Origin of the sequence: Pseudoalteromonas sp. C12FD-1 (genome assembly GCF_037414265.1) — a bacterium.
GTDB lineage: Bacteria > Pseudomonadota > Gammaproteobacteria > Enterobacterales > Alteromonadaceae > Pseudoalteromonas.
This window is the reverse complement of sequence record NZ_JBBEVD010000063.1, coordinates 113,843-137,424: the sequence shown is the minus strand read 5'-3', so window position 1 is coordinate 137,424 and position 23,582 is coordinate 113,843. Positions and strand designations below refer to the sequence as shown.

Here is a 23,582-nt window from a genome sequence, read left to right as displayed (position 1 = left end):
GCACAAACGCTGCTTTTTTAAATTTTTCCCTTGAAGTTACTCCACCTCACCCCATATTAAGTGCATAACGCAGACACTTTGCTAATTGGAGATACATAAATGACTGCAGCACAAAAAGAAACATTAGGCTTTCAAACAGAAGTAAAACAACTATTAAACTTAATGATTCATTCGTTATATTCGAATAAAGAAATATTTTTACGTGAGCTTGTATCAAATGCATCAGATGCTGCCGATAAGCTACGCTTTTTAGCGCTTTCTAATGGCGATCTTTACCAAGGTGATGCCGATTTACGTGTACGTATTAGCGCAGATAAAGAGGCGAACACAATTACCATTTCTGATAATGGTATTGGTATGACACGTGAAGAGGTAATTAGCTCTTTAGGGACTATTGCGAAGTCGGGTACTGCTGAATTTTTCAAAAACTTAACCGGCGACCAAAGCAAAGACTCGCAATTAATTGGTCAATTTGGTGTTGGTTTTTACTCAGCATTTATAGTGGCTGATGAAGTGACAGTACGCACGCGTAAAGCGGGTGAAACACAAGCATACGAGTGGCAATCACAAGGTGAAGGTGAGTACACGTTACAAGAAATTGAAAAAGAAGGCCGTGGTACGGATATTATTTTACACCTGCGTGAAGAAGAAAAAGAATATGCGGATGAATACCGCCTGCGTAGCATCGTTACTAAATACTCAGATCATATTTCTACGCCTGTACAAATGTATAAAGCAGAAGTGCCTGAGTCTGAAGGCGAAGACGGCGAAAAAATCCCAGCAGTTCCAGGTGAGTGGGAAAGCATTAACCGTGCAACTGCTTTATGGACACGTGATAAATCAGAGGTTTCTGATGAAGAATACAAAGAGTTTTACAAGCATGTAAGCCATGATTGGGAAGAGCCGCTAAACTGGGCGCACAATAAAGTAGAAGGTAAAACTGAGTACACAAGCTTATTGTATATCCCTAAAAAAGCGCCGTTCGATTTATGGAACCGTGAGCGCCAAAGTGGTTTAAAACTGTATGTTCAACGTGTCTTTATTATGGATGACGCTGAGCAGTTTATGCCAAGCTACCTACGCTTTGTAAAAGGCTTACTTGATTCAAACGATTTACCGCTAAATGTATCGCGCGAAATTTTACAAGATAACAAAGTAACGCAAGCAATTCGTAAAGGGTGCACATCACGCATATTAAAAATGCTTGAGCGTATGGCTAAAAACAAAGCTGAAGATTACCAAACATTTTGGAATGAATTTGGCCAAGTGATCAAAGAAGGACCTGCAGAAGATACTGCAAATAAAGAAGCCATTGCTAAATTGTTACGCTTCTCATCAACACATACCGACTCAGAAACACAAGATGTATCGCTTGAGCAATACATTGAGCGTATGAACGATGAGCAAGATAAAATTTACTACGTTGTTGCAGATTCGTTTACAGCGGCTAAAAACTCGCCACATTTAGAAATCTTCCGCAAAAAAGGCATCGAAGTATTATTACTAAGTGACCGTGTTGATGAGTGGATGATGAGCCACTTAACTGAGTTTAACGAAAAATCGTTCCAGTCAATTACACGTGGCGACCTTGATTTAGGTAAACTTGACGACGAAGAAACGAAAAAAGCACAAGAAGAGTCTGAAAAAGAAGTCGCAGGCTTAATTGAGCGCATTAAAACAGCGCTTGGCGAAGAGGTTAAAGAAGTGCGCTTTACGCATCGCTTAACAGATTCTCCAGCTTGTGTTGTGAGCGATGACAACGACATGAGCTCGCAAATGCAAAAACTTATGGAGTCGGTAGGTCAATCTGTTCCAGAGGCCAAGCCAGTGTTTGAGCTTAACCCTGAGCACCAATTAGTTAAGCACTTAAACGATGAGCAAGACGAAGATAAGTTTGCACAGTGGTCTCATGTATTACTTGACCAAGCTTTACTTGCTGAACGTGGAACATTAAAAGATCCTACTGGGTTCGTAACACGTTTAAACAAGTTAATGCTTGATTTAAATAAGTAAGGCTAACAGGCTCTTTTAATTACTAAAAGAGCCTAAATTATAACCATTATTATAAAGGAAGCGTATGCTTCCTTTTTTTATGCGCTCTAAAGTAGGCAATTAGTATAAGTTGCTTGAGTATCTGCAGCGCTTGTGGAAGAATTCAGGCTTTAAAATAACTATCCATACTAGGGGACAATGATATGCGCATTATTCTTTTGGGCGCGCCAGGTGCTGGTAAAGGTACTCAAGCTCAGTTTTTAATGGACAAATACGGTATTCCACAAATTTCTACCGGTGATATGCTTCGTGCAGCCATTAAAGAAGGTACACCACTTGGTTTAGAAGCTAAAAAAGTAATGGACGCTGGTCAGTTAATTTCTGACGATATCATCATAGGTTTAGTAAAAGAGCGTATTGCTAAGCCTGATTGTGAGCAAGGCTTTTTACTTGACGGCTTCCCACGCACCATTCCACAAGCTGATGCAATGAAAGAAAATGGCGTTGTGGTTGACCATGTTATTGAGTTTGACGTTGCTGATGAAGTAATTGTTGAGCGTATGGGTGGACGTCGTGTACACCCTGGCTCTGGTCGCGTTTACCACGTAGTTTACAACCCACCAAAAGTGGAAGGTAAAGACGATGAAACAGGCGAAGAGCTTATTATTCGTGCAGATGACACGGAAGAAACAGTACGTAAACGTTTAGGTATTTACCACGAGCAAACAATGCCATTGGTTGATTATTACCAAGCCGAAGCAAACGCAGGCAACACGCAGTACCATAAGCTTGATGGTACGCAAGCTGTTGAAACAGTAAGCCAGCAACTAGCAGAGTTATTAGGTTAATATAATCTAAACACAGCTAAGGTATTAAAAAACCGCCCTCGGGCGGTTTTTTGTATTTATTAGCTTTTAATACCAATCAGCAATAATACTTAATCATGTTGGCGAGGCCAAACGTGTCGCTACCTGCGTTAAAAAACTCTTATTTACGACTGCATGGATGCAGAAGGTAGAGCAATGCAGGCGCAATTGCCGAGAACAACTAAAAGCAAATTTTTTGCCTAGCTATCTACACGCCCTGTTACCTACAACGTTTTTAGCTTTTCTATTACTGGGTCGTAGTTTGGCTCGGTAGATAAATTAGACACGAGTTGTTTGTATATCACTGTATGGCTTTTATCTAAAATAAGCACAGCGCGGGTTAGTAGCCCCATATCTTTTATTATTAAGCCATATTTTTGGCCAAAGTCTCGCCATACAGAGTCAGAAAGGGCGGTTACTTTGTCGATGTTCTCAGCATTACAAAAGCGTTTTTGAGCAAAAGGTAAATCGGCACTGATGGTCAGTATTGCGATAGCAGGAAATTGCGTTGCGACTTTTTCGTTAAAATGCTTAGTTTGTAAACTACAAATGCCAGTATCTAAACTTGGCACTACGCTGATTAATACAGCTTGCCCTTTATAATCATCAAGGTTTACGGGCGTAAAGCCTCCATCAACTACTTTAAAGTCTGGCGCGTTATCACCTACACTTACACCTTTACCTAATAGAGTAACAGGTTTACCTTGAGCAGAGACTTTACCTGCATCAAGTGTGTTTTCTTGGAGCTGTGATGCATAGCCAACTGAGCTCAAAGCCAGTGTGCTTAATGCAAAAATAAGAGGGCGTACCATAGGTTATTTCCTTTTAAATTAACGCAATAGGTTTGAGTGTATTATACTCAATATCACTGACCAAGCGATTAAATATCACTGTAAAAGTAACAATAAGTTCTGTGATATATAAATTGTAAACTGTAAGAACTTTTATTAACATATAGTTACAAAATGTATCTTTAATAAAGTCATAAGGCCTATTGACATCATTGGGTTAAATAATAGAGAGATAGTATGTCAACATCCGTATTAATATGTGACGACTCCAAATTAGCGAGGCGCCAGCTAGCTCGCTCTTTACCAGATGACTGGGATATTAAAGTAGAGTTTGCTCAAGATGGTGTTGATTGCATCAAAAAACTAAAAATAATCGAGCCCGAAATCCTTTTTCTTGATTTAAATATGCCTGAAATGGACGGTTACGAAGTTCTTATGGCCATGAAAGAGCAAGGCCTTAATATTCTAACCGTGGTGGTATCTGGCGATATTCAGCCAAATGCGCACCAACGCGTACTTGAATTAGGTGCCATTGATTTTATCCAAAAACCTTGCTCACCAGAAAAACTTGCCGATATTATCGAACATCATGGCATTAAAGATAAAGCCATGCGTGAGCGTCTTGCCCACTCTTTAGGAGAGCAAGTAGACCCAGATGTACGCGATATATACCAAGAGCTTACAAATGTTGCTATGGGCCAAGCTGGCGATTTGCTTGCTCGGCTTTTAAATGTGTTTGTAGAGTTGCCAATTCCGAATGTGAATGTGCTTGAAGTTAATGAGCTGGATATGGCATTGCAGTCAATCGACAATAATGCTGCCACCTCAGGGGTTTGCCAAGGCTTTATTGGCGGTGGCGTATCGGGCGAGGCATTACTTTTACTAAACGACTCAAGCTTTAAAGAAATTGCGTCACTGATGAAGTACGACGGTGAGCTGAACGACAAAGTTGAGCTTGAGCTACTAATGGATATTAGTAATATTTTAATAGGCTCAATTTTAACGGGGCTTTCTAAACAGCTAGATATGTCTTTTAGCCAAGGTCATCCCATTGTACTTGGTCAACATCGCGATGTATCTGAATTGGTTAAATCAAATAAATCTCGTTGGCAAAGAACCTTAGCGATAGAAATAAGCTACGGTATCGAAAACCACGATATTAACTGCGATCTTATGCTGTTATTTACCGAAGATTCACTCAAAACTTTGAAATACAAAGTTGCTTACCTATTAGAAGACTAAGTTATGGCCGCTGATTTAGAAATGAATGAGATCCATTGGTTAATGGATATGTTTAACACGGTTGATGTGGGCCTGGTTGTACTGGATAGAAATTATAAAGTGTGTGTGTGGAATGGCTTTATGGAAAACCATTCTGGGCTATTACCAAGTGCTGTAAAAGACAAAGACCTATTTGATTTATTCCCTTCAATTGATGAAAAATGGTTTAGAAGTAAATCAGAGTCTGTATTTGTACTTAAAAACCGCTCTTTTACCATCTGGGAGCAGCAACCTTACATCTTTCGTTTTAAAAACTATCGTCCCATTACCGGTAAAGCGGATTACATGTACCAAAATGCGACCTTTATTCCACTTACCAACACATTGGGCGAGGTAAGTCATATTTGTATTATTATTTATGATGTTACCGATGTGGCGGTCAATAAAAAAGAATTAGAAGATTTAAATAAGCGTTTAGAGCAAGTAAGCCAAACCGACAGCTTAACGCAACTATTTAACCGAGGGCATTGGGAAAGTACACTGCACCAAGAGTTTTTACGTGTTAAGCGCAGCGGTGGCAGCAGTACATTATTGATGTTTGATATTGACCACTTTAAAAAAATTAATGATGAGCATGGCCATAGCTGTGGCGATGAAGCATTACGCCATCTTTCAGAGCTGCTTCGAACGACACTTCGAGAAACCGATATAGCAGGGCGTTATGGTGGGGAGGAGTTTGTTGTTACTTTACTTGATACCGACAAGCAAGGCGCAGCAATATTTGCTGAGCGCATAAGAGCAATAATTGAAGCCAACCCTTTTGTTTATAAAAACATAAAAATAGAGATGACCGTAAGTGTTGGCTTTGCAGGAAATAGCCCTGACTTTGCAAAACATGAGCGGTGGATTGAAGCCGCTGACAAAGCCTTGTATCACTCAAAAGAGCATGGGCGTAACAGAGTAACCGATTTTGAGGATATAAAAAATGACGCATAAGCGTCATTTTTTATGCGCTGTTAAAATTAAGGCAGCGCTAATATTAGTCCTAAATTTAAGTAACCATCTGTACAGCTAATTGCGCCGTACGCCTTGGTAGTAAATACTTAACAAGGGCTTGGTTAAAGTGCCATTTTTATCAGCCGTTTTATTTACTCTGTAGTATGGCGAGTATCATCTGCTGGGCATTGGCAAAGAGTAGAAACATCGCCTGTACTTGCCTCTTGTTGTAATTGAACCTTGAATCCCCATAACCTGTATAGGTGTTTTAGCACTTCTTTATGCGAGTCAGCAAGGGGGATGTTATTGTGAGGAACATAACGCAACGTTAAAGAACGGTCGCCTCTAATATCAACATTATACACTTGAATGTTAGGTTCGTGATTACTCAAATTATATTGCGCTGAAAGTGCTTCGCGTACAGCCTGATAACCGCTATCATCATGTATTGCGCCTACCTCTAAATGTGGATTACGGCTGTGATCGACAATAGTAAATAACTTAAAATCACGAATCAACTTAGGTGATAAAAACTGGCTTATGAAGCTTTCATCTTTAAAGTTTTCCATCGCAAAATGCAGTGTGTCTAGCCAATCAGTCCCCGCATACTCAGGAAACCAGCGTCTATCCTCATCTGTTGGGTTTTCGCAAATACGGCGAATATCCACCATCATATTAAAGCCCAATGCATACGGGTTTATACCTGAATAGTAATTGCTGTTATAAGGTGGCTGGTAAACCACATTGGTATGGCTTTGCAAAAACTCCATCATGAAGGAGTCGGTTAATTTACCTTCATCATACAAATGGTTCAAAATGGTGTAGTGCCAAAAAGTCGCCCAGCCTTCGTTCATCACTTGGGTTTGTTTTTGCGGATAAAAATATTGCGATATCTTTCGCACAATACGTATTATTTCTCGTTGCCAAGACTCTAATAAAGGCGCATTTTTCTCAATAAAGTATAAAATGTTTTCTTGTGGCTCTTGCGGGAAATGCCTTTCTTGCTTTTTAGCTTCTTGCTGTTGAGCGGGGATAGTGCGCCATAGCTCGTTTACTTGAGACTGCATGTAGTCTTCACGCTCTTTTTGACGTTTTTGTTCTTCAAAAAGGGATATTTGCTGTGGGCGTTTATATCTATCTACGCCGTAATTCATTAATGCGTGACACGAATCAATTAAGCTTTCTACTTGTGTTATACCGTATTTTTCTTCGCAGCGACTAATGTAATTTTTAGCAAATACTAAGTAATCTATGATGGAGTCAGCATCAGTCCATGTTTTAAATAAGTAGTTTCCTTTAAAAAATGAGTTATGGCCATAACAGGCATGCGCCATAACCAGTGCCTGCATAGGGAGTGTGTTTTCTTCCATCAAATAAGCAATACAGGGGTTTGAATTAATCACAATTTCGTAAGCCAGCCCCATTTGCCCACGCTTATAATTTTGTTCGGTTTGAATGAATTTTTTACCATATGACCAATGGCTGTAGCCTATAGGCATGCCTACGCTTGAATAAGCATCCATCATTTGCTCAGCTGTTATTACCTCAATTTGGTTAGGGTAAGTGTCCAACCGGTAATGCGCTGCAACACGGGCTATTTCAGTTTGGTATTGCTCAAGCAGCTCAAAGGTCCAGTCTGGGCCATCGCTAATTCGTTCAGTGCTCATAGTAAACCTCGCTTAGGCTAAGCAGCCCCTTGTTGTTGACGATTTTTTTTAAATAGCTCCCTAAACATAGGGTAAATGTCTTCAACACTTTGAATATGTTGTATTGCAAAGTTGCTATGGGTTTGGGTGATGTTTTGGTATTCGCGCCACAAGCTTTGATGCGCACGCGTGGTAATTTCTATATAGGCAAAGTAGCGTACCGCATTAAGTAGCTTATTACGCAATATTTCACCGCAGTGTGGAGTATCGTCTGCCCAGTTATCGCCATCGGATGCTTGCGCTGCGTATATATTCCACTGCTCTGAATCATAGCGCTCTTTTATTATTTCGTTCATTAATTTAAGGGCACTGGAGACAATAGTGCCGCCAGTTTCTTGAGAATAAAAAAACTCTTGTTCGTCGACCTCTTTAGCTTGTGTGTGGTGGCGTATATACACCACCTCAATGTCTTTATAGCTTCGGGTCAAAAATTGATACAGCAAAATGTAAAAACGCTTTGCCATATCTTTTGTGGCCTGATCCATCGAGCCTGATACATCCATAATACAAAACATAACGGCTTTGCTGGTGGGGTGGGGGCGCTTTTCGTAGTTGCGAAAGCGTAAGTCGTAATTATCAATAAATGGTACGGCTTTTATTTGCTGTTTAAGTTGCTCAATTTCCTCTTGTAATAACGCAATGATGGCTTGGTCGCAGTCATCTTGCTCACGCTCCATCGCAAGTTGGCCTTCAAGCTCTGCTAGGCGCCTTTTTTTACCCGCACTCATGGCGACTCTTCTGGCAAGTGAGCCCTGTAATGAGCGTACTATATCAATGTTACTGGGCATACCATCGCTACAAAAACCAGCCCGGTGCGTTTTCATTTGTACAAGCTTATCTAGCTGATTTTCTTGTAAGTTGGGCAGCTCTAAGTCTTCAAAGAGTAAATCAAGGTATTCATCTTTCGAAATAGAAAACACAAAGTCGTCCTGGCCTTCGCCTGAATCACTTGCATCGCCATCGCCTACGCCACCACCTTGGCCGCCTTTAGGGCGCTCAATTTTGTCACCTGTTGAAAATTGATCATTGCCAGGGTGAATTTGTTCTCTGTCGCCCCCTTTACCTTGGTGAAAAATGGGCTCGCTAATATCTTGTTGTGGGATAGATATACTCTCCCCTGAACTTGAATCGGTAACGCTGCGTTTATTAACCGCATCAGACACTGCTTCTTTTATTTGTTTTTTATAGCGCCTAATAAAGCGCTGACGATTAAGCGTGCTTTTGTTTTTACCATTTAAGCGTCTATCTATAAAATGCGCCATAATGTTCCCCCTAAACTACATGAAGGTTACTGCGATTTTCTAACCCGTAAATACCACTCAGAAAGTAAACGCACTTGTTTTTGCGTGTAGCCTTTTTCAACCATGCGGTTAACAAAGTCCTCGTGTTTTTGTTGATCCTCAGCGGAGGTTTTTGTATTAAAGGAAATAACAGGGAGTAGATCTTCGGTATTTGAGAACATTTTTTTCTCAATCACAGTGCGTAGTTTTTCGTAGCTTGTCCATAACGGGTTTTTACCATTATTGTGAGCGCGTGCACGTAATACAAAGTTAACTATTTCGTTCCTAAAATCTTTGGGATTAGAAATGCCGGCCGGCTTTTCTATTTTTTCTAGTTCTGCATTTAACGAGGCGCGGTCAAATAACTGTCCTGTATCTGGGTCTCTGTATTCTTGATCTTGTATCCAAAAATCAGCATAAATCACATAGCGGTCAAAAATGTTTTGGCCATATTCAGAGTATGACTCTAAATACGCGGTTTGTAGTTCTTTACCAATAAACTCAACATATTGCGGAATTAAATAGCCTTTTAAAAAACTTAAATAGCGCTCTTCTACTTCGGCGCTAAACTGTTCACGCTCTATTTGTTGCTCCAAAACATAAAATAAATGCACTGGATTAGCTGCAACCTCGGTGGTATCAAAATTAAATACGCGCGACAAAATCTTAAAAGCAAAACGCGTGGAAAGGCCGGTCATGCCTTCATCTACTCCTGCATAATCACGGTACTCCTGATAAGACTTTGCTTTAGGGTCGGTATCTTTTAGGGTTTCACCATCATAGACCCGCATTTTTGAGTAAATACTAGAGTTTTCCGGCTCTTTTAATCTAGATAAGGTAGTAAACTGTGCTAGTGCTTTAAGCGTACCTGGTGCACACGGCGCACTGGCAAGTTCACTATGTTGAATAAGTTTATCGTATATTTTTATTTCTTCGGTGACGCGCAAACAATAAGGGACCTTTACAATATAAACCCGATCTAAAAACGCTTCGTTGTTTTTGTTATTTTTAAATGTTTGCCATTCTGACTCATTTGAGTGGGCTAAAATCATACCATTAAACGGAAGGGCGCTAATGCCTTCGGTGCCGTTGTAATTACCTTCTTGTGTGGCTGTAAGTAAAGGGTGTAGCACTTTTATTGGTGCTTTAAACATCTCTACAAATTCCATTAGCCCTTGGTTTGCAAGGCATAATGACCCCGAATAAGCGTAAGCATCAGGGTCATTTTGTGCAAAATGCTCAAGTTGGCGAATATCTACTTTGCCCACTAATGCAGAAATATCTTGGTTGTTTTCATCACCGGGTTCGGTTTTGGCAATACCAATTTGGTTTAAAATAGAGGGATAGCGTTTAACGACTCTGAATTGGCTAATATCGCCGTTAAATTCTTTTAATCGTTTACCAGCCCATGGCGACATAATCGTTTTTAAATAACGAGGTTTAATACCGTATTCTTGCTCAAGCACTTTGGCATCTTCAACTGGATCAAACAAACTGAGCGGGTGATCGTTTACCGGAGAGCCTTTAATTGAATAAATAGGCACTTGTTGCATTAAATATTTTAGTTTTTCTGCAATAGATGATTTACCGCCCCCTACAGGGCCTAATAAATAAAGAACCTGTTTACATTCTTCTAGGCCTTGAGCCGCATGCTTTAAATAAGAGACAATTTGTTCTATGGCATCTTCCATGCCGTAAAAATCTGCAAAGGCAGGGTAGCGTGCAACCACTCTATTAGAAAATAACCGGCTTAAACGTGCATCGGTTGCAGTATCAACCATTTGCGGCTCGCCTATTGCCATGAGTAAGCGCTCAGGGGCGCTGGCATAAGCTGATTTGTCATTTTTACAAATTTCTAGAAATTCGCTAATGCTGTATTCTTCTTCTTGTGCTGCTTCGTATCGTGCTTGGTAGTGCTCAAAAATAGTCATAATAACCTCCGAAACCCGCTTTAAAAAGGTGCTTACTTTTTAAAGTTTAGTCAGAGATTACTATTTTTGTGCAATAAAATTAAAAATTTAAGTGAAAAAAGATCATGAGGCTAAATTAGCAATTTATCGCGTATAAAGGCGGTTATAATTTTATAAAGGCATAAAAAAAGACGCCGAGGCGTCTTTTTAAATCAGCGTATAATGGCTAATTAAGCGAAGTTAGCGTTCGCGAATTCCCAGTTAACAAGCGCCCAAAAACCTTTAAGGTAATCAGGACGAACGTTACGGTAATCAATGTAGTAAGCGTGTTCCCATAAATCCACAGTTAGGATTGGTGTAACGCCTTCGTCTGTAAGCGGCGTAGCTGCGTTAGACGTGTTTACGATATCTAATGTACCGTCAGCTAGCTTAACTAACCATGTCCAGCTAGAACCAAAGTTATTAACAGCTTTGTCGTTTAATGCATCTTTAAACGCGTCAAATGAGCCCCATTTAGCGTTAATAGCGTCAGCAATAGCACCAGTTGGCTCGCCGCCGCCATTTGGAGATAGGCTGTTCCAGTAGAAAGTGTGGTTCCAAATTTGTGCTGCGTTATTAAACACGCCACCTTCAGATGAACAAACAATCTCTTCTAAAGATTTGTTTTCAAACTCAGTACCTGGAATTAAACCGTTTAATTTAACAACGTAAGTGTTGTGGTGCTTACCGTGGTGATACTCAAGAGTTTCTTGTGAAATATGAGGCTCAAGTGCATCAATTGCATAAGGTAGTGACGGTAGTTCAAATGCCATTTTTTATCTCCATTTTCTTTTGGTTGATAACTCGCTTGATAGTACGTAATGCCTGATAGAACAGACCACTTACCTATACCAAACGAAAATATAGTGTTACTATAATTGTTGAGTATTCTACTCAAGTTTAAGCAAACAGCAATGCTATTGCTAAAGACTATTTCAATTGCGGCTTTATTTGCCCATTTTAAGTTATATATCTGTGGCCACAATGATTTATTTTCAAGCCCTAGGTATATCAAGCTATCGTCATTTTGAGGTTGTAGATGGAAACCATTGATAAAATTAAACAGCAGATTTCAGAAAATCCAATTATCCTTTACATGAAAGGGTCACCAAAATTACCTAATTGTGGGTTTTCTTCACAAGCGTCGCAAGCTCTAATGTCGTGTGGCGAACCATTTGCCTATGTTGATATTTTACTTAATCCAGATATTCGCGCTGAGTTACCAGCATACGCAAATTGGCCTACTTTCCCACAGCTTTGGGTTGAGGGCGAATTAGTAGGTGGTTGTGACATTATTATTGAAATGTTTCAACGTGGTGAATTACAACCACTGATCACTGAAACAGCAGCTAAATATAAAGAAGCTGACGCAGAGTAATAACTACTTTGCTAAACTATTAAAGCCACGTTTTACGTGGTTTTTTTGTACCTGTGTTATTTATTACGTTTTAATTTCTTGAACAGCTGAACAGCTGAACAGCTCCTTGTTTAGATGCACGCAGTAACTATCAGTAAACAACAAAACTGCTTATGTAAGCGCAAGCTTTAATGAAAGTATGTACTTTAAATAAAAATTCACTCAATCTGCACTAAAAATGACATAGTAATTAATAACTATACTAATGAACGCAAAAAAAGCGTGATCCTAAACCTCTAATCTATTTAAAACGCATTAAACTATCTAAATGTTAACTGAATCCATAGGGGTTCAATGAATATTTATTCATTTAAATCCACCTTTACGTTTACGTAAAGGGTATCGCTTTGACGCCTTTGTTTTTACAAAGTGTTAAAATTGACACCAGTGTCATAAAAAAATAACGCGTAAATAAGCGCTAATTGTTAACAATTATGAGTAAAAAAGAAATCTTGCCTTGAAGTGAGAAATATTCAAGAATGTGAATATGTATTCAAAATAATATTGACTCTATTTACTATAGAGGCTAGTTTTGTGCGTCTGTTAGCAAATCGTCGAGCAGTTCATTCACGTTAACAGTGCAGCAAGGGAGGGGTCTATGTTATACGACTCAACATTAGAAAAAGATAATTGTGGCTTTGGCTTAATAGCCCAAGTTAATGGTCAGGCTAGTCATCGGCTTATTCGTACAGCTATTACTGGACTTGATCGCATGCAGCACCGCGGTGGTATTTCTGCCGATGGTAAAACAGGTGACGGCTGTGGTTTATTACTACAAAAACCTGACAGTTTTTTCCGCGCTATTGCTAGTGAGCATAATTGGCATTTAGGTAAAAATTACGCCGTAGGCATGGTTTTCTTAAATTCAGATCCCGTTTTAGCACAAGCTGCAAAACAGGTTTTATGTGAAGAATTAGAACAAGAAACACTTAAAATACTCGGTTGGCGTGAAGTGCCTACTGACCCTTCAATGCTAGGGCCAATTGCTACACAGCAATTACCTGGCTTTGAGCAGATTTTTGTTAGTGCGCCTGAAGGCTGGCGCTCTAAAGATTTAGAACGCCGTTTATACGTAGCACGTCGTCGTGCAGAAAAGCGTTTAGCAGAGGATGAGTCGTTTTATATTGCGAGTTTATCGGGGTTAGTAACTATCTATAAAGGCCTTATGATGCCTGCAGATTTGCCTAACTTTTATTTAGACTTAGCTGATATTCGTATGACCAGCGCTATTTGTGTATTCCATCAGCGTTTTTCTACTAATACTCAGCCGCGTTGGCCTTTAGCACAACCATTTAGGTATTTAGCGCACAATGGTGAAATTAATACTATTGAAGGTAATCGCCAATGGGCTCGTGCCCGTTCGTATAAGTTTTCATCGCCACTTATCCCTGATTTACAAAGCGCAGCACCGTTTGTAAACGAAACAGGCTCTGACTCATCAAGCTTAGATAACATGCTTGAGCTATTTTTAGCTGGTGGTATGGATTTATTCCGTGCTATGCGCATGCTTGTGCCACCTGCATGGCAAAAAAACCGTGCAATGGATGATGATTTACGTGCATTTTACGACTTTAACTCTATGCACATGGAGCCGTGGGATGGCCCTGCAGGCATTGTTATGTCTGATGGGCGCTTTGCAGCCTGTAATCTTGATAGAAATGGCCTGCGTCCAGCGCGCTATGTTATTACCCAAGATGGCTTTATTACACTTGCCTCTGAGGTAGGGATTTGGGATTACACTGCAGATGAAGTGGTTGAAAAAGGCCGTGTAGGACCAGGTGAGCTTTTAGTAATTGATACAAAGCTTGGCAAAATCTGGCACTCAGATGAAATCGACCAAGATTTAAAATCGCGTCATCCTTATAAATCATGGCTTGAAGAAAACGTTAAACGCCTAACCCCGTTTGAAGAGCTTACAGAGCAAGATGCGGGTAATCGCTCGTTTGATGACGAAACGCTTGCTAAGTACCAAAAAATGTTTGGCTATACTAATGAAGAGCTAGATAGTGTTATTCGTGTAATGGGTGAAAACGGCCAAGAAGCAACAGGCTCAATGGGTGATGACACACCATTTGCAGTACTCAGCGAAGGGCATCGTTCATTGTACGATTACTTCCGCCAAAAGTTTGCGCAAGTGACTAATCCGCCAATCGACCCGCTGCGTGAAAACCACGTAATGTCACTGGCAACGTGTATTGGTAGTGAGCAAAACGTATTTAATGAAACCACAGGCCACGCTAAGCGCCTACAGTTTGATACGCCAATTTTAATGTATGCAGACATGCAGCAGCTACTCAATGCCGATGACGAGCATTACAGCTACTGTAAAATTGATATTACGTACACAGCAGAAGAAGGTTTAGAAAAAGCGGTTGCACGTATTTGCGACGCTGCACAAGAAAAAGCAGCTGCGGGTTGTGTAATGCTTATCTTATCTGACCGCAACTTTAGCGAAACCCAATTACCGATTCCTGCTGCTATGGCGGTAGGTGCTGTACAAAAACGTTTAGTAGATAACAACTTACGTTGTGAGTCTAATATTATTATTGAAACGGGCAGCGTACGCGATGCACACCAATTTGCCGTATTACTTGGGTTTGGTGCAACAGCGATTTATCCATACCTTGCCTACGAGTCACTGGTTGCGATGAGCGACAGTAAAGTGATTGATAAGTCGTACTGCGAAGTGACGCTTTCGTACCGAAAAGCCATTAATAAAGGCTTGTACAAAATTATGTCTAAAATGGGCATAAGTACGGTTGCATCGTATCGTTGTTCAATGCTTTTTGAAGCGGTTGGTCTATCTGATGCTATGGTAGAAATGTGCTTTAAAGGGGTGGCAAGTCGTATTAAAGGCGCGTGTTTTAGTGACTTTGATGGTGATCAGCAAAAGCTACATAAACTTGCTTTTAGTAAGCGTAAATTACTGAGCCATGGCGGCTTATTAAAATATGTTCACGGTGGGGAATACCACGCTTACAACCCAGATGTTATTCAAACGCTACAAAAGGCCGTGCGCTCTGGTGATTATAAAGACTATGGTGCATACGCCGACTTAGTTAATAACCGTCCAATTGCCACTTTACGCGATATGCTGGCGCTTAAGTTACCTGCAAAAGGCATTAGTATCGATGATGTTGAGCCGGCTGAAAACCTATATAAACGTTTTGATTCAGCTGCGATGAGTATTGGGGCACTTTCTCCTGAGGCACACGAAGCGTTAGCTATAGCGATGAACCGCTTAGGTGGGTGTTCAAATTCAGGTGAAGGTGGTGAAGATAAACTACGCTACAACACAGAGAAAAACTCACGTATTAAACAAGTTGCCTCGGGTCGCTTTGGTGTAACGCCGCATTACCTTCGTAATGCCGACGTAATTCAAATTAAAGTGGCGCAGGGTGCTAAACCAGGCGAAGGTGGGCAATTACCGGGTGAAAAAGTAACGCCTTATATTGCTAAACTTCGCTATTCAGTCCCGGGTGTAACACTAATATCACCACCACCGCATCACGATATTTACTCGATTGAAGATTTAGCTCAGCTAATATTCGATTTAAAACAAGTAAACCCTGAAGCGATGATATCGGTGAAGTTAGTGTCAGAGCCAGGTGTAGGTACAATTGCCACAGGTGTAGCTAAAGCGTATGCCGACTTAATTACCATCTCAGGTTATGATGGTGGTACCGGTGCAAGCCCATTAACGTCAGTTAAATACGCAGGTAGTCCTTGGGAGCTTGGCCTTGCAGAAACTCAGCAAGCGCTTGTTGAAAATGGTCTTCGTCATCGTATTCGTTTGCAAACAGATGGTGGCTTAAAAACAGGTTTAGACATTATTAAAGCGGCTATTTTAGGTGCAGAAAGCTTTGGCTTTGGTACAGGCCCAATGGTTGCGCTTGGTTGTAAATACTTACGTATTTGTCATTTAAATAACTGTGCGACCGGTGTGGCAACGCAAGATGAAACACTTCGTCAAAAGCATTACCACGGCTTACCAGAAATGGCGATGAACTACTTCAAGTTTATTGCCCAAGAAGCACGTGAAATTATGGCAAGCTTAGGTGTTGCAAATCTAACTGACTTAATTGGTCGTTTAGATTTACTTGAAGCAATTGAAGGTAAAACAGCGAAGCAAAAGAAAATAGATTTATCATCTGTGATTGCTCAGCCTAATAACCCAACGGGTGAAACATTGTTTTGTAGCGCACCAAATAGCTCGCACTATTTAGGTGAACTTAACGAAACATTATTAGGTAAAGCGCAACAAGCGATTGATACCTCATCGGGTATTTCGCTAGTAAGCCGCATATGTAATACAGACCGCTCAGTTGGGGCAATGTTGTCAGGTTACATTGCATCTAAACACGGTAATCAAGGTATGGCTGCTGATCCTGTTGCAATTGAGCTACATGGTACTGCAGGGCAATCATTTGGTGTTTGGAATGCTGGTGGCCTTGAAATGACGCTTATTGGCGATGCAAACGACTACGTGGGTAAAGGTATGGCTGGCGGTAAGCTTGTTATTCGCCCGCCACTGGGCTCATCGTTTGAAAGCCATAAAGCCACTATTGCTGGTAACACGTGTTTGTACGGTGCTACGGGTGGTAAGTTATTTGCCGCAGGCTGTGCTGGTGAGCGTTTTGCAGTGCGTAACTCTGGCGTGCAAGCCGTTGTTGAAGGCGTAGGTGATAACGGCTGTGAATACATGACTGGCGGCGTAGTATGTGTGCTGGGTAATGTAGGCGTTAACTTTGGCGCGGGTATGACAGGTGGCTTTGCTTATATTTTAGATGAACGAAATGACTTTGAAAAACGCATTAATCCAGAGCTTGTAGAAGTAGTAACACTTGATGATTTAAGTTCGCACCAAGAGCATTTGCGTGGCTTAATTGCTGAGCATTTAGAGCTTACGGGTTCATGTAGAGCAGAAACCATTTTAGCTAATTTTGAACTGTACTTACCTATGTTCAAACTAGTTAAACCAAAATCAAGTGACGTAAAAAGTTTACTCGGGCACCGCGCTCGCAGTAGCGCAGAACTTCGTGTTCAAGCGCAATAAGGGGGCAGTATGAGCGAAAATGTATATCAATTTATAGACGTGCAGCGTGTTGATCCGCGTAAAAAACCAATCTCGTCGCGTAAAAAATCTTTCGTGGAAATTTACGAACCCTTTTCTGAGAATCAGGTAAATTCACAAGCTGACCGCTGTTTAGATTGTGGTAACCCATACTGTGAATGGAAATGCCCAGTGCATAATTACATTCCACAGTGGTTAAAATTAATTAGAACTGGCCGTATTTTAGAAGCGGCTGAGCTTTCTCATCGTACAAATAGCTTGCCTGAAGTGTGTGGACGCGTATGTCCACAAGACAGGCTGTGTGAAGGTTCATGTACGCTTGATGAAGAGTTTGGCGCAGTAACTATTGGTAATATTGAAAAATATATTACCGATACCGCGTTTAAAATGGGCTGGAAACCAGATATGTCATACGTGACATGGACGGATAAAAAAGTGGCCATTATTGGTGCGGGTCCGGCTGGTTTAGGGTGTGCCGATATTTTAGTGCGTAACGGTGTAAAGCCAGTGGTTTTTGACCGTCATCCAGAAATTGGTGGATTACTTACTTTTGGTATCCCTTCTTTTAAACTTGAAAAAGAAGTAATGCAAAAGCGCCGTGAAATTTTCACCGAAATGGGTGTAGAATTTAAGCTAAACGTTGAAGTGGGTGTAGATATCACTATGGACGAAATTTTAGCTGACTACGACGCGGTGTTTTTAGGTGTAGGTACGTATCAGAGTATGCGTGCTGGTCTTGAAAACGAAGACGCGCCAGGCGTACACGATGCACTGCCATTTTTAATTGGTAACACAAATCGCGTTATGGGTTACGATGAAAAAAACCAAGCGTGCATTGATATGGCCAATCAAAAGGTTGTGGTTCTTGGCGGTGGTGATACCGCGATGGACTGTGTACGAACTTCAATCCGCCAAAATGCAGCTAAAGTAACGTGTGCTTATCGTCGTGATGAAGAAAATATGCCAGGCTCTAAGCGTGAAGTTAAAAACGCCAAAGAAGAAGGTGTAAACTTTACGTTTAATGTACAGCCTACGGGTATTGTACTTGATGATAGTGGCCATGTTGCAGGCGTTAAAATGGTTAAAACGCAACTTGGTGAGCCTGATGAAAACGGCCGTAGCCGTGCAGAAGTAGTGCCAGGCTCTGAGCATGTAATTGAAGCAGACCAAGTTATTATGGCGTTTGGCTTTAAGCCACACAAAATGGACTGGCTAGAAAAGTACGATGTAGAAATTAACCATTGGGGCGGCATTAACGCACCAGAGCAAGGTGAATTTACTCATCAAACAACTAACCCAAAAATATTTGCTGGTGGCGATATTGTGCGAGGCTCTGATTTAGTGGTAACGGCTATTTTTGAAGGGCGTAACGCTGCTGAAGGTATTATGGATTATTTAGAGGTTTAATTACCTCGTTAAGTTTTAAAATTTAATAAAAGCAAGCCAATTGGCTTGCTTTTTTTTTACTGTTTTCAAATGAAAAAAGTATTAAACAGTTACTATTAACTAATAATTAACGTGTAAATCTTGCTTAAAATACTATTTCAGTACAAACTAGTTTCTAACCTCTTTTTTATATTTCTAAATAATGAGCCTTTACCGCTAGCTCGAAAAAAATAATAATATGAATGCATACTCAGACAACAAAGAAAAAAAGCTAATTGTTCGCTTTTTTTCGACCATCGGATTTATAGCTACCTTCGTTATGGCGTGTAATGCATTATCTAATGCTAATACAGTGCTTGGTATTATGTTGTTAGTTTCTGCGGGGTTTTATGCGTGGGCATTTAGTCTCTATCGTGCAGTCGAAAAATCAGCGACCACTATATTATATAACCTTTACTGTTTAATGCTGTATTTAGTGATCTCAGGTGGAGCTGAAGGGACTGGACCGATCTGGATATTTATCGTATCCCCGGTAACTTACTCCATTAGAGGCCTTAAAAAAGGAACGGTAGATATTGTTGTTTTTTTATGTGCCGTAATCGCTGGTTTTTTTATTACAGATAACTTTAATATTTATGATTATCAACCGGCGGAACTTCCACTTAGGGTGGTCATTTCTTTTATTATTGTTGCGTTATTAAGTGGATTTTATGAGCGTTCACGCGAAAAATACAATGAAAAAATAGTTGCGCTGAGTCAAAAAAATGAACGTCTTGCTACAATCGATCACCTAACTGATTTACCTAATCGTCGTTTTATGATGAAAGAGCTTGACGAGCTTAAACATCTTCATAAAAAAACTAAGCAGCCGTATGTAGTTTTGTTAGCTGATGTTGATAATTTCAAAAAAATTAATGACAACTTCGGTCATGACTTTGGTGATGAAGCGTTAACACAACTTGCCACCATTTTAAAAAAGAGCATGCCAAAACAAGGTATTGCTTCTCGGTGGGGCGGTGAAGAATTTTTAATGGCATTACCACACAGCAACAAAGAGCAGGGGCAAAGTATTGCAGAAAAAATTCATGCGGAATTACAAAAACACCCAGTGCGCATGAATGGAAAATCGGTGGTATTAACTCTAAGTATAGGGCTTGTGCAAAGCCAGTTAGATACAACCATAGCCCAAGACATAAAGCTGGCCGACGAACGCTTATACAAAGCAAAAGAGCAAGGTAAAAATAGAACTTGCTCTTAACGCTTATGTTAGTTAATCCATAGAAAAACTATCAAGGTTGGGGCGACTTTTACTTTTTCGCCGCTGCACACTTAAATAGCACATTACACTACAAAGTATTTGTGCTAATAAAAGTAACCATTGGTTATTAGCCACTATGTTGCCAATAATAAACCACTGCCAAACACTCACCGTTACTTGATAAACCAATATCAGTTTTAAAAAGCTAAAAAGTTTTAGCTTAAATTCTGCGTGCTTAAACTTACTAAAACCGATGAGCAAAAAGCTCAAAACAACAAGTAGCCACCCAATAACATGGCAAAAATTTATCAGCATGCTTTGCATTTAAAACGTCTCTCCACTTTTGCAGCAAAAGTATAACTTAGGCGTGAGCCATAATAAGCTCTTTAGCATTTGCTTTAGCGGTTTTACTTATATTATCGCCACCAAGTAAGCGTGCAATTTCATTAATACGGCCGTCTTTGTTTAGGCTGAGCATTTGGGTAAAGGTTTCGCCTTGTGCTATTTCTTTTGCTACAAAAAACTGCTGATGAGCACTACTCGCTACTTGTGGTAAGTGGGTTACACAAATAACCTGTGTTGATTTTCCTAGTTGGCGTAGTAGCTTCCCAACAGAGGAGGCGGTTGGGCCTGATATGCCGACATCCACCTCGTCAAAAATAAGCGTTGGTGTTGTCACTTTTTGGGCAATAATAACCTGTATGGCAAGGCTAATACGCGAAAGCTCACCACCCGATGCTACTTTGGCTAAAGGTTGTAATGGTTGCCCAGGATTAGTAGAGACCAAAAACGAGACACTATCAAAACCCAGTGCGTTAGGCTGGCGATCAGCTTCTTGGGTAAGCTGAATTTCAAATACTCCATTTTCCATCGATAAATTAGCCATACTTTCACTAATTAATTGATTTAATGTATTAGCGTATTTGTGGCGACTTTCACTTAGCTGATCACTGGCGTGCTGATACGCGCTTAGCGCATTGCTTATTTCATCGTCTAATTGCGCCAAACGTGAGCTATTGTTACTAATTGACTCAAGCTCTTGTGCTAAACCTTGGTGAAACTCAACCAGCTCTTGAGGCTTTATATGATGCTTACGGGCTAAGTCCATTGCCCCACTTAAGCGCGCTTCTACTTCTGTTAATCGAGCGGGGTCTAAGTCGGCTTGCTCTGCGTAGTTTCTTACTTCTCTACTTGCTTCTTCAACTTGAACTGCGGCTTCATCTAGTAATGCGGCTACACTTGCTAAACTTTCGTCATAATTTGCAAGCTCGGCAAACTGCTGAGCGCTGTGTTGAAGCATTGAACAGGCATTTTGCTCATCACTTTCGTAAAGGTGTTGAAGTTCACGCTGACAGGCTTCTAAAGTGGTTTGACTATTACTTAGCTTGTAATGCTCGGCTTCTATTTGTTCAAACTCGCCCTCTTGTAAGGCAAATTCGTCTAATTCGGCAACTTGGTATTCGAGTAATTGTTTTTGAGCAGCTTGTTGTAATTGCTGTTGCTCAAGTTGTTTAAATTCTTTTTGCAGGTTTGCATATAATTTAAAGCTTTGACCCACCGATTTTACAAGCTGATTGTGTCCTGCGTACGCATCAAGCAGTTGCAACTGGTGTTCAGCTTTTAAAAGGTGCTGATGGGCATGCTGTCCGTGTATAGAAATTAAATACTGGCCTAGCTCTTTAAGTTGGGCAGCAGTAACAGCGCTGCCATTAATATAGCTCTTACTGCGGCCATTTTTACATACAACGCGTCTGAGTAGGCATTCGTTGTCGTTACTCGTTAGCATGTGTTGTTCTAAAAATGCTTTAGCAAGAGGAAGGGCAGTTAAATCAAATTGTGCGCACACTTCTGCTTTATCTGTGCCAGGGCGAACTGCCGATGCTTCAGCGCGCTCGCCTAAACACAGTGAAAGTGCATCAATGGCAATCGATTTGCCTGCGCCGGTTTCACCCGTTATCGCCGTCATACCGCTGTGCCATTCAGTGCTTAAGTTACTTACAATTGCAAAATTTTTAATTTCTAAACCAATTAACATACTGTTCATCCATCCAGTGAATTAACTGTTAATTTATACAGTGTTTAGGTTTTTTGCAAATTAATTTTTTACTTTTTAAGCAACACTGGTATTTTGAGAAAACTGCGTATCCGCATCAGTACTTTCATCAGAAGGGGATTCGTCAGTGTTTTCAAGGCTTTCGCTTGGGTTGACCGGTGAATCAGTTTTAATTTGTACTATTAATGAGGGTAAAATTTCGTGATAAAACGCCTTATTATAAAGTATGCCTTGCTGGGGTAACTCACTCACAAAGTACTGTATATTATCTTGTAGTGCTTGGGCGTTTTCACTTTGCAGTGCTTTTTGAAACTCAATCGAAAGCGTGCTCACTAGGCTGTCGCTAACATCTTCTAAATGTTGAAGGTTTTCATCAGTATGAGGCTGAACCACAAAAAAATTGGTCACAATTGCCTGAATTTGCGCAACATATTTAGGCCTTATTATTTTGGCTTCTAATAAGCTATTAAGTTTAGTTTTTAGGCGAGTGCTCACTTGAGCAACACGTTCGTTAAATTGTTTTTTCTTGGTTTCTAACGCTTTTTTTCTATTGTTTTCAACCCTAATATAAGCGCCAAGCAAAGTGATAAGTAATAACAAAGCAAAGATAACAACATACGTCATTGCTAGATATTCCTAGTTTAATTAATTTTTATTTGTTTTGTATTTTGCGCTAAAGCACTACACATGGCAATAAAATTAGTATAAACGGCTGCCCCAATTAAGTTTAGTACGTAAAACGTTGTAGTAAGAGTAGTTTTTGGGGTGAATTAAGCGCAGTTTTCTGTCGGCTTTTTTAATAACCACTTCATCCCCAGGTAAAACGGCAAGCACTACATGGCTGTCGCAACTTACTTGTAAGCTGTCGGTGTTCTCAAGGCTTAACTTTAAGCGCACCTCGTTATCGGCATCAACAACTAAGGGTCTGCTCGATAATGTATGCGGAAACATTGGCACTAACGATATGGCATTAAGCTCAGGCGTTAAAATGGGCCCGCCACCGGATAAAGAATAAGCTGTAGAGCCAGTAGGGGTTGATACAATTAAACCATCAGAGCGCTGAGAAAACACAAAGTCGTTATTGATAAAAGCTTCAAACTCAATCATGTGGGCAACTTTGTCTGCATGTAGCACGGCTTCGTTAACGGCTGAATTTGCGCTTTTCAGTTCGCCATGGCGATATACTTCTACTTCAAGCAAAAAGCGTTTTTCCTCTAAATATTCGCCGCTTAACACTTGCTCTAAGCTACCTTCAAAGCCTTCTGGGTTTAAATCGGTTAAAAACCCTAAGTTACCTCTGTTTACGCCTATTACTGCTACATCAAAGCGTGCCAGAACCCGTGCTGCACCAAGCATATTGCCATCACCCCCTACAACAATAGCCAAGTCGGCTTGCTCGCCTAAGCTAACAAGGTCAACTTGATGAGCTTCAGGGACGTCAGATAATTGCCCGCCGGTGCGCTTTTCTACAATCACAGTAAAGCCAAGTGCCGATAAAAAAGTATGTAAACGCTGTAACGTAGCCGCAGCTTTAGGGTGGTTTGGTTTACCTATAAGGCCAATAATTTTAAACGGTGAATGCATAACGGCTGC

The 23,582-nt window shown here is 40.5% G+C and carries 16 protein-coding genes; 8 read left to right on the top strand and 8 right to left on the bottom strand.

Annotation, left to right across the window (positions count from 1 at the left end; genetic code table 11):
• Nucleotides 1-99: 99 nt before the first annotated feature.
• Together htpG and adk are read left to right on the top strand one after the other, a co-directional pair.
• Nucleotides 100-2,013, top strand: coding sequence for a molecular chaperone HtpG (gene htpG, locus WDB87_RS09130; RefSeq protein ID WP_286244708.1), 1,914 nt, complete (start codon nucleotides 100-102; stop codon nucleotides 2,011-2,013).
• 182 nt (nucleotides 2,014-2,195) lie between these two features.
• Nucleotides 2,196-2,840, top strand: a complete 645-nt coding sequence (adk, locus tag WDB87_RS09125) for an adenylate kinase (RefSeq protein ID WP_286244707.1) — start codon at nucleotides 2,196-2,198, stop codon at nucleotides 2,838-2,840.
• A 242-nt stretch (nucleotides 2,841-3,082) separates the two neighbouring features.
• Here adk and tpx read toward each other — a convergent pair whose 3' ends face one another.
• Nucleotides 3,083-3,670, bottom strand: coding sequence for a thiol peroxidase (gene tpx / locus WDB87_RS09120; protein ID WP_337849707.1), 588 nt, complete (start codon nucleotides 3,668-3,670; stop codon nucleotides 3,083-3,085).
• A gap of 216 nt (nucleotides 3,671-3,886) precedes the next feature.
• Here tpx and WDB87_RS09115 point away from each other — a divergent pair, with 216 nt between their 5' ends.
• Together WDB87_RS09115 and WDB87_RS09110 are read left to right on the top strand one after the other, a co-directional pair.
• The gene (locus WDB87_RS09115) at nucleotides 3,887-4,891 is read left to right on the top strand and encodes a response regulator (RefSeq protein ID WP_286244705.1); all 1,005 of its coding nucleotides are present in this window, start codon (nucleotides 3,887-3,889) and stop codon (nucleotides 4,889-4,891) included.
• Nucleotides 4,892-4,894: 3 nt separating this feature from the next.
• Nucleotides 4,895-5,866, top strand: a complete 972-nt coding sequence (locus WDB87_RS09110) for a sensor domain-containing diguanylate cyclase (protein ID WP_337849706.1) — start codon at nucleotides 4,895-4,897, stop codon at nucleotides 5,864-5,866.
• A 152-nt stretch (nucleotides 5,867-6,018) separates the two neighbouring features.
• Here WDB87_RS09110 and WDB87_RS09105 read toward each other — a convergent pair whose 3' ends face one another.
• The 4 genes from WDB87_RS09105 to WDB87_RS09090 all read right to left on the bottom strand — a co-directional run bounded on the left by WDB87_RS09105 (nucleotide 6,019) and on the right by WDB87_RS09090 (nucleotide 11,574).
• The gene (locus WDB87_RS09105; protein WP_337849705.1) at nucleotides 6,019-7,533 is read right to left on the bottom strand and encodes a SpoVR family protein; all 1,515 of its coding nucleotides are present in this window, start codon (nucleotides 7,531-7,533) and stop codon (nucleotides 6,019-6,021) included.
• Nucleotides 7,534-7,550: 17 nt separating this feature from the next.
• Nucleotides 7,551-8,834, bottom strand: coding sequence for a YeaH/YhbH family protein (locus WDB87_RS09100; RefSeq protein ID WP_286244702.1), 1,284 nt, complete (start codon nucleotides 8,832-8,834; stop codon nucleotides 7,551-7,553).
• A 26-nt stretch (nucleotides 8,835-8,860) separates the two neighbouring features.
• Nucleotides 8,861-10,783, bottom strand: coding sequence for a PrkA family serine protein kinase (locus WDB87_RS09095; protein WP_286244701.1), 1,923 nt, complete (start codon nucleotides 10,781-10,783; stop codon nucleotides 8,861-8,863).
• 209 nt (nucleotides 10,784-10,992) lie between these two features.
• The gene (locus WDB87_RS09090) at nucleotides 10,993-11,574 is read right to left on the bottom strand and encodes a superoxide dismutase (RefSeq protein WP_286244700.1); all 582 of its coding nucleotides are present in this window, start codon (nucleotides 11,572-11,574) and stop codon (nucleotides 10,993-10,995) included.
• A gap of 266 nt (nucleotides 11,575-11,840) precedes the next feature.
• On the opposite strand from WDB87_RS09090, the gene WDB87_RS09085 reads away from it, so the two are divergent.
• The 4 genes from WDB87_RS09085 to WDB87_RS09070 all read left to right on the top strand — a co-directional run bounded on the left by WDB87_RS09085 (nucleotide 11,841) and on the right by WDB87_RS09070 (nucleotide 19,936).
• Complete coding sequence (locus WDB87_RS09085) at nucleotides 11,841-12,179, top strand: Grx4 family monothiol glutaredoxin (RefSeq protein ID WP_004588110.1); 339 nt, start codon at nucleotides 11,841-11,843, stop codon at nucleotides 12,177-12,179.
• A 637-nt stretch (nucleotides 12,180-12,816) separates the two neighbouring features.
• Nucleotides 12,817-17,274 (top strand): glutamate synthase large subunit, encoded by a 4,458-nt coding sequence (gene gltB / locus WDB87_RS09080; protein WP_286244699.1) that lies wholly within the window; start codon nucleotides 12,817-12,819, stop codon nucleotides 17,272-17,274.
• Nucleotides 17,275-17,283: 9 nt separating this feature from the next.
• On the top strand, nucleotides 17,284-18,699 hold the full coding sequence (locus WDB87_RS09075; protein WP_286244698.1) for an FAD-dependent oxidoreductase: 1,416 nt from the start codon (nucleotides 17,284-17,286) through the stop codon (nucleotides 18,697-18,699).
• Between the two features lie 217 nt (nucleotides 18,700-18,916).
• The gene (locus tag WDB87_RS09070) at nucleotides 18,917-19,936 is read left to right on the top strand and encodes a GGDEF domain-containing protein (protein ID WP_286244697.1); all 1,020 of its coding nucleotides are present in this window, start codon (nucleotides 18,917-18,919) and stop codon (nucleotides 19,934-19,936) included.
• Between the two features lie 361 nt (nucleotides 19,937-20,297).
• Here the strand turns inward: WDB87_RS09070 and recN are convergent, their stop codons facing one another.
• The 3 genes from recN to nadK all read right to left on the bottom strand — a co-directional run bounded on the left by recN (nucleotide 20,298) and on the right by nadK (nucleotide 23,573).
• Nucleotides 20,298-21,971: a DNA repair protein RecN gene (gene recN / locus WDB87_RS09065; RefSeq protein WP_337849704.1), complete on the bottom strand. Its 1,674-nt coding sequence runs from the start codon at nucleotides 21,969-21,971 to the stop codon at nucleotides 20,298-20,300.
• Between the two features lie 75 nt (nucleotides 21,972-22,046).
• Nucleotides 22,047-22,613, bottom strand: a complete 567-nt coding sequence (locus tag WDB87_RS09060) for a hypothetical protein (RefSeq protein WP_337849703.1) — start codon at nucleotides 22,611-22,613, stop codon at nucleotides 22,047-22,049.
• Between the two features lie 75 nt (nucleotides 22,614-22,688).
• Nucleotides 22,689-23,573 carry an NAD(+) kinase gene (gene nadK, locus WDB87_RS09055; protein ID WP_286244693.1) on the bottom strand — a complete coding sequence of 295 codons (885 nt, stop codon included), beginning with the start codon at nucleotides 23,571-23,573 and terminating at the stop codon, nucleotides 22,689-22,691.
• Nucleotides 23,574-23,582: the final 9 nt, after the last annotated feature.

What these genes read in the sequence shown, in the direction of transcription:
- htpG (WP_286244708.1), top strand. Translation starts at nt 100, where the DNA reads ATGACTGCAGCACAAAAAGAAACATTAGGCTTTCAAACAGAAGTAAAA.
- adk (WP_286244707.1), top strand. Translation starts at nt 2,196, where the DNA reads ATGCGCATTATTCTTTTGGGCGCGCCAGGTGCTGGTAAAGGTACTCAA.
- tpx (WP_337849707.1), bottom strand. Translation starts at nt 3,670, where the DNA reads ATGGTACGCCCTCTTATTTTTGCATTAAGCACACTGGCTTTGAGCTCA.
- WDB87_RS09115 (WP_286244705.1), top strand. Translation starts at nt 3,887, where the DNA reads ATGTCAACATCCGTATTAATATGTGACGACTCCAAATTAGCGAGGCGC.
- WDB87_RS09110 (WP_337849706.1), top strand. Translation starts at nt 4,895, where the DNA reads ATGGCCGCTGATTTAGAAATGAATGAGATCCATTGGTTAATGGATATG.
- WDB87_RS09105 (WP_337849705.1), bottom strand. Translation starts at nt 7,533, where the DNA reads ATGAGCACTGAACGAATTAGCGATGGCCCAGACTGGACCTTTGAGCTG.
- WDB87_RS09100 (WP_286244702.1), bottom strand. Translation starts at nt 8,834, where the DNA reads ATGGCGCATTTTATAGATAGACGCTTAAATGGTAAAAACAAAAGCACG.
- WDB87_RS09095 (WP_286244701.1), bottom strand. Translation starts at nt 10,783, where the DNA reads ATGACTATTTTTGAGCACTACCAAGCACGATACGAAGCAGCACAAGAA.
- WDB87_RS09090 (WP_286244700.1), bottom strand. Translation starts at nt 11,574, where the DNA reads ATGGCATTTGAACTACCGTCACTACCTTATGCAATTGATGCACTTGAG.
- WDB87_RS09085 (WP_004588110.1), top strand. Translation starts at nt 11,841, where the DNA reads ATGGAAACCATTGATAAAATTAAACAGCAGATTTCAGAAAATCCAATT.
- gltB (WP_286244699.1), top strand. Translation starts at nt 12,817, where the DNA reads ATGTTATACGACTCAACATTAGAAAAAGATAATTGTGGCTTTGGCTTA.
- WDB87_RS09075 (WP_286244698.1), top strand. Translation starts at nt 17,284, where the DNA reads ATGAGCGAAAATGTATATCAATTTATAGACGTGCAGCGTGTTGATCCG.
- WDB87_RS09070 (WP_286244697.1), top strand. Translation starts at nt 18,917, where the DNA reads ATGAATGCATACTCAGACAACAAAGAAAAAAAGCTAATTGTTCGCTTT.
- recN (WP_337849704.1), bottom strand. Translation starts at nt 21,971, where the DNA reads ATGTTAATTGGTTTAGAAATTAAAAATTTTGCAATTGTAAGTAACTTA.
- WDB87_RS09060 (WP_337849703.1), bottom strand. Translation starts at nt 22,613, where the DNA reads ATGACGTATGTTGTTATCTTTGCTTTGTTATTACTTATCACTTTGCTT.
- nadK (WP_286244693.1), bottom strand. Translation starts at nt 23,573, where the DNA reads ATGCATTCACCGTTTAAAATTATTGGCCTTATAGGTAAACCAAACCAC.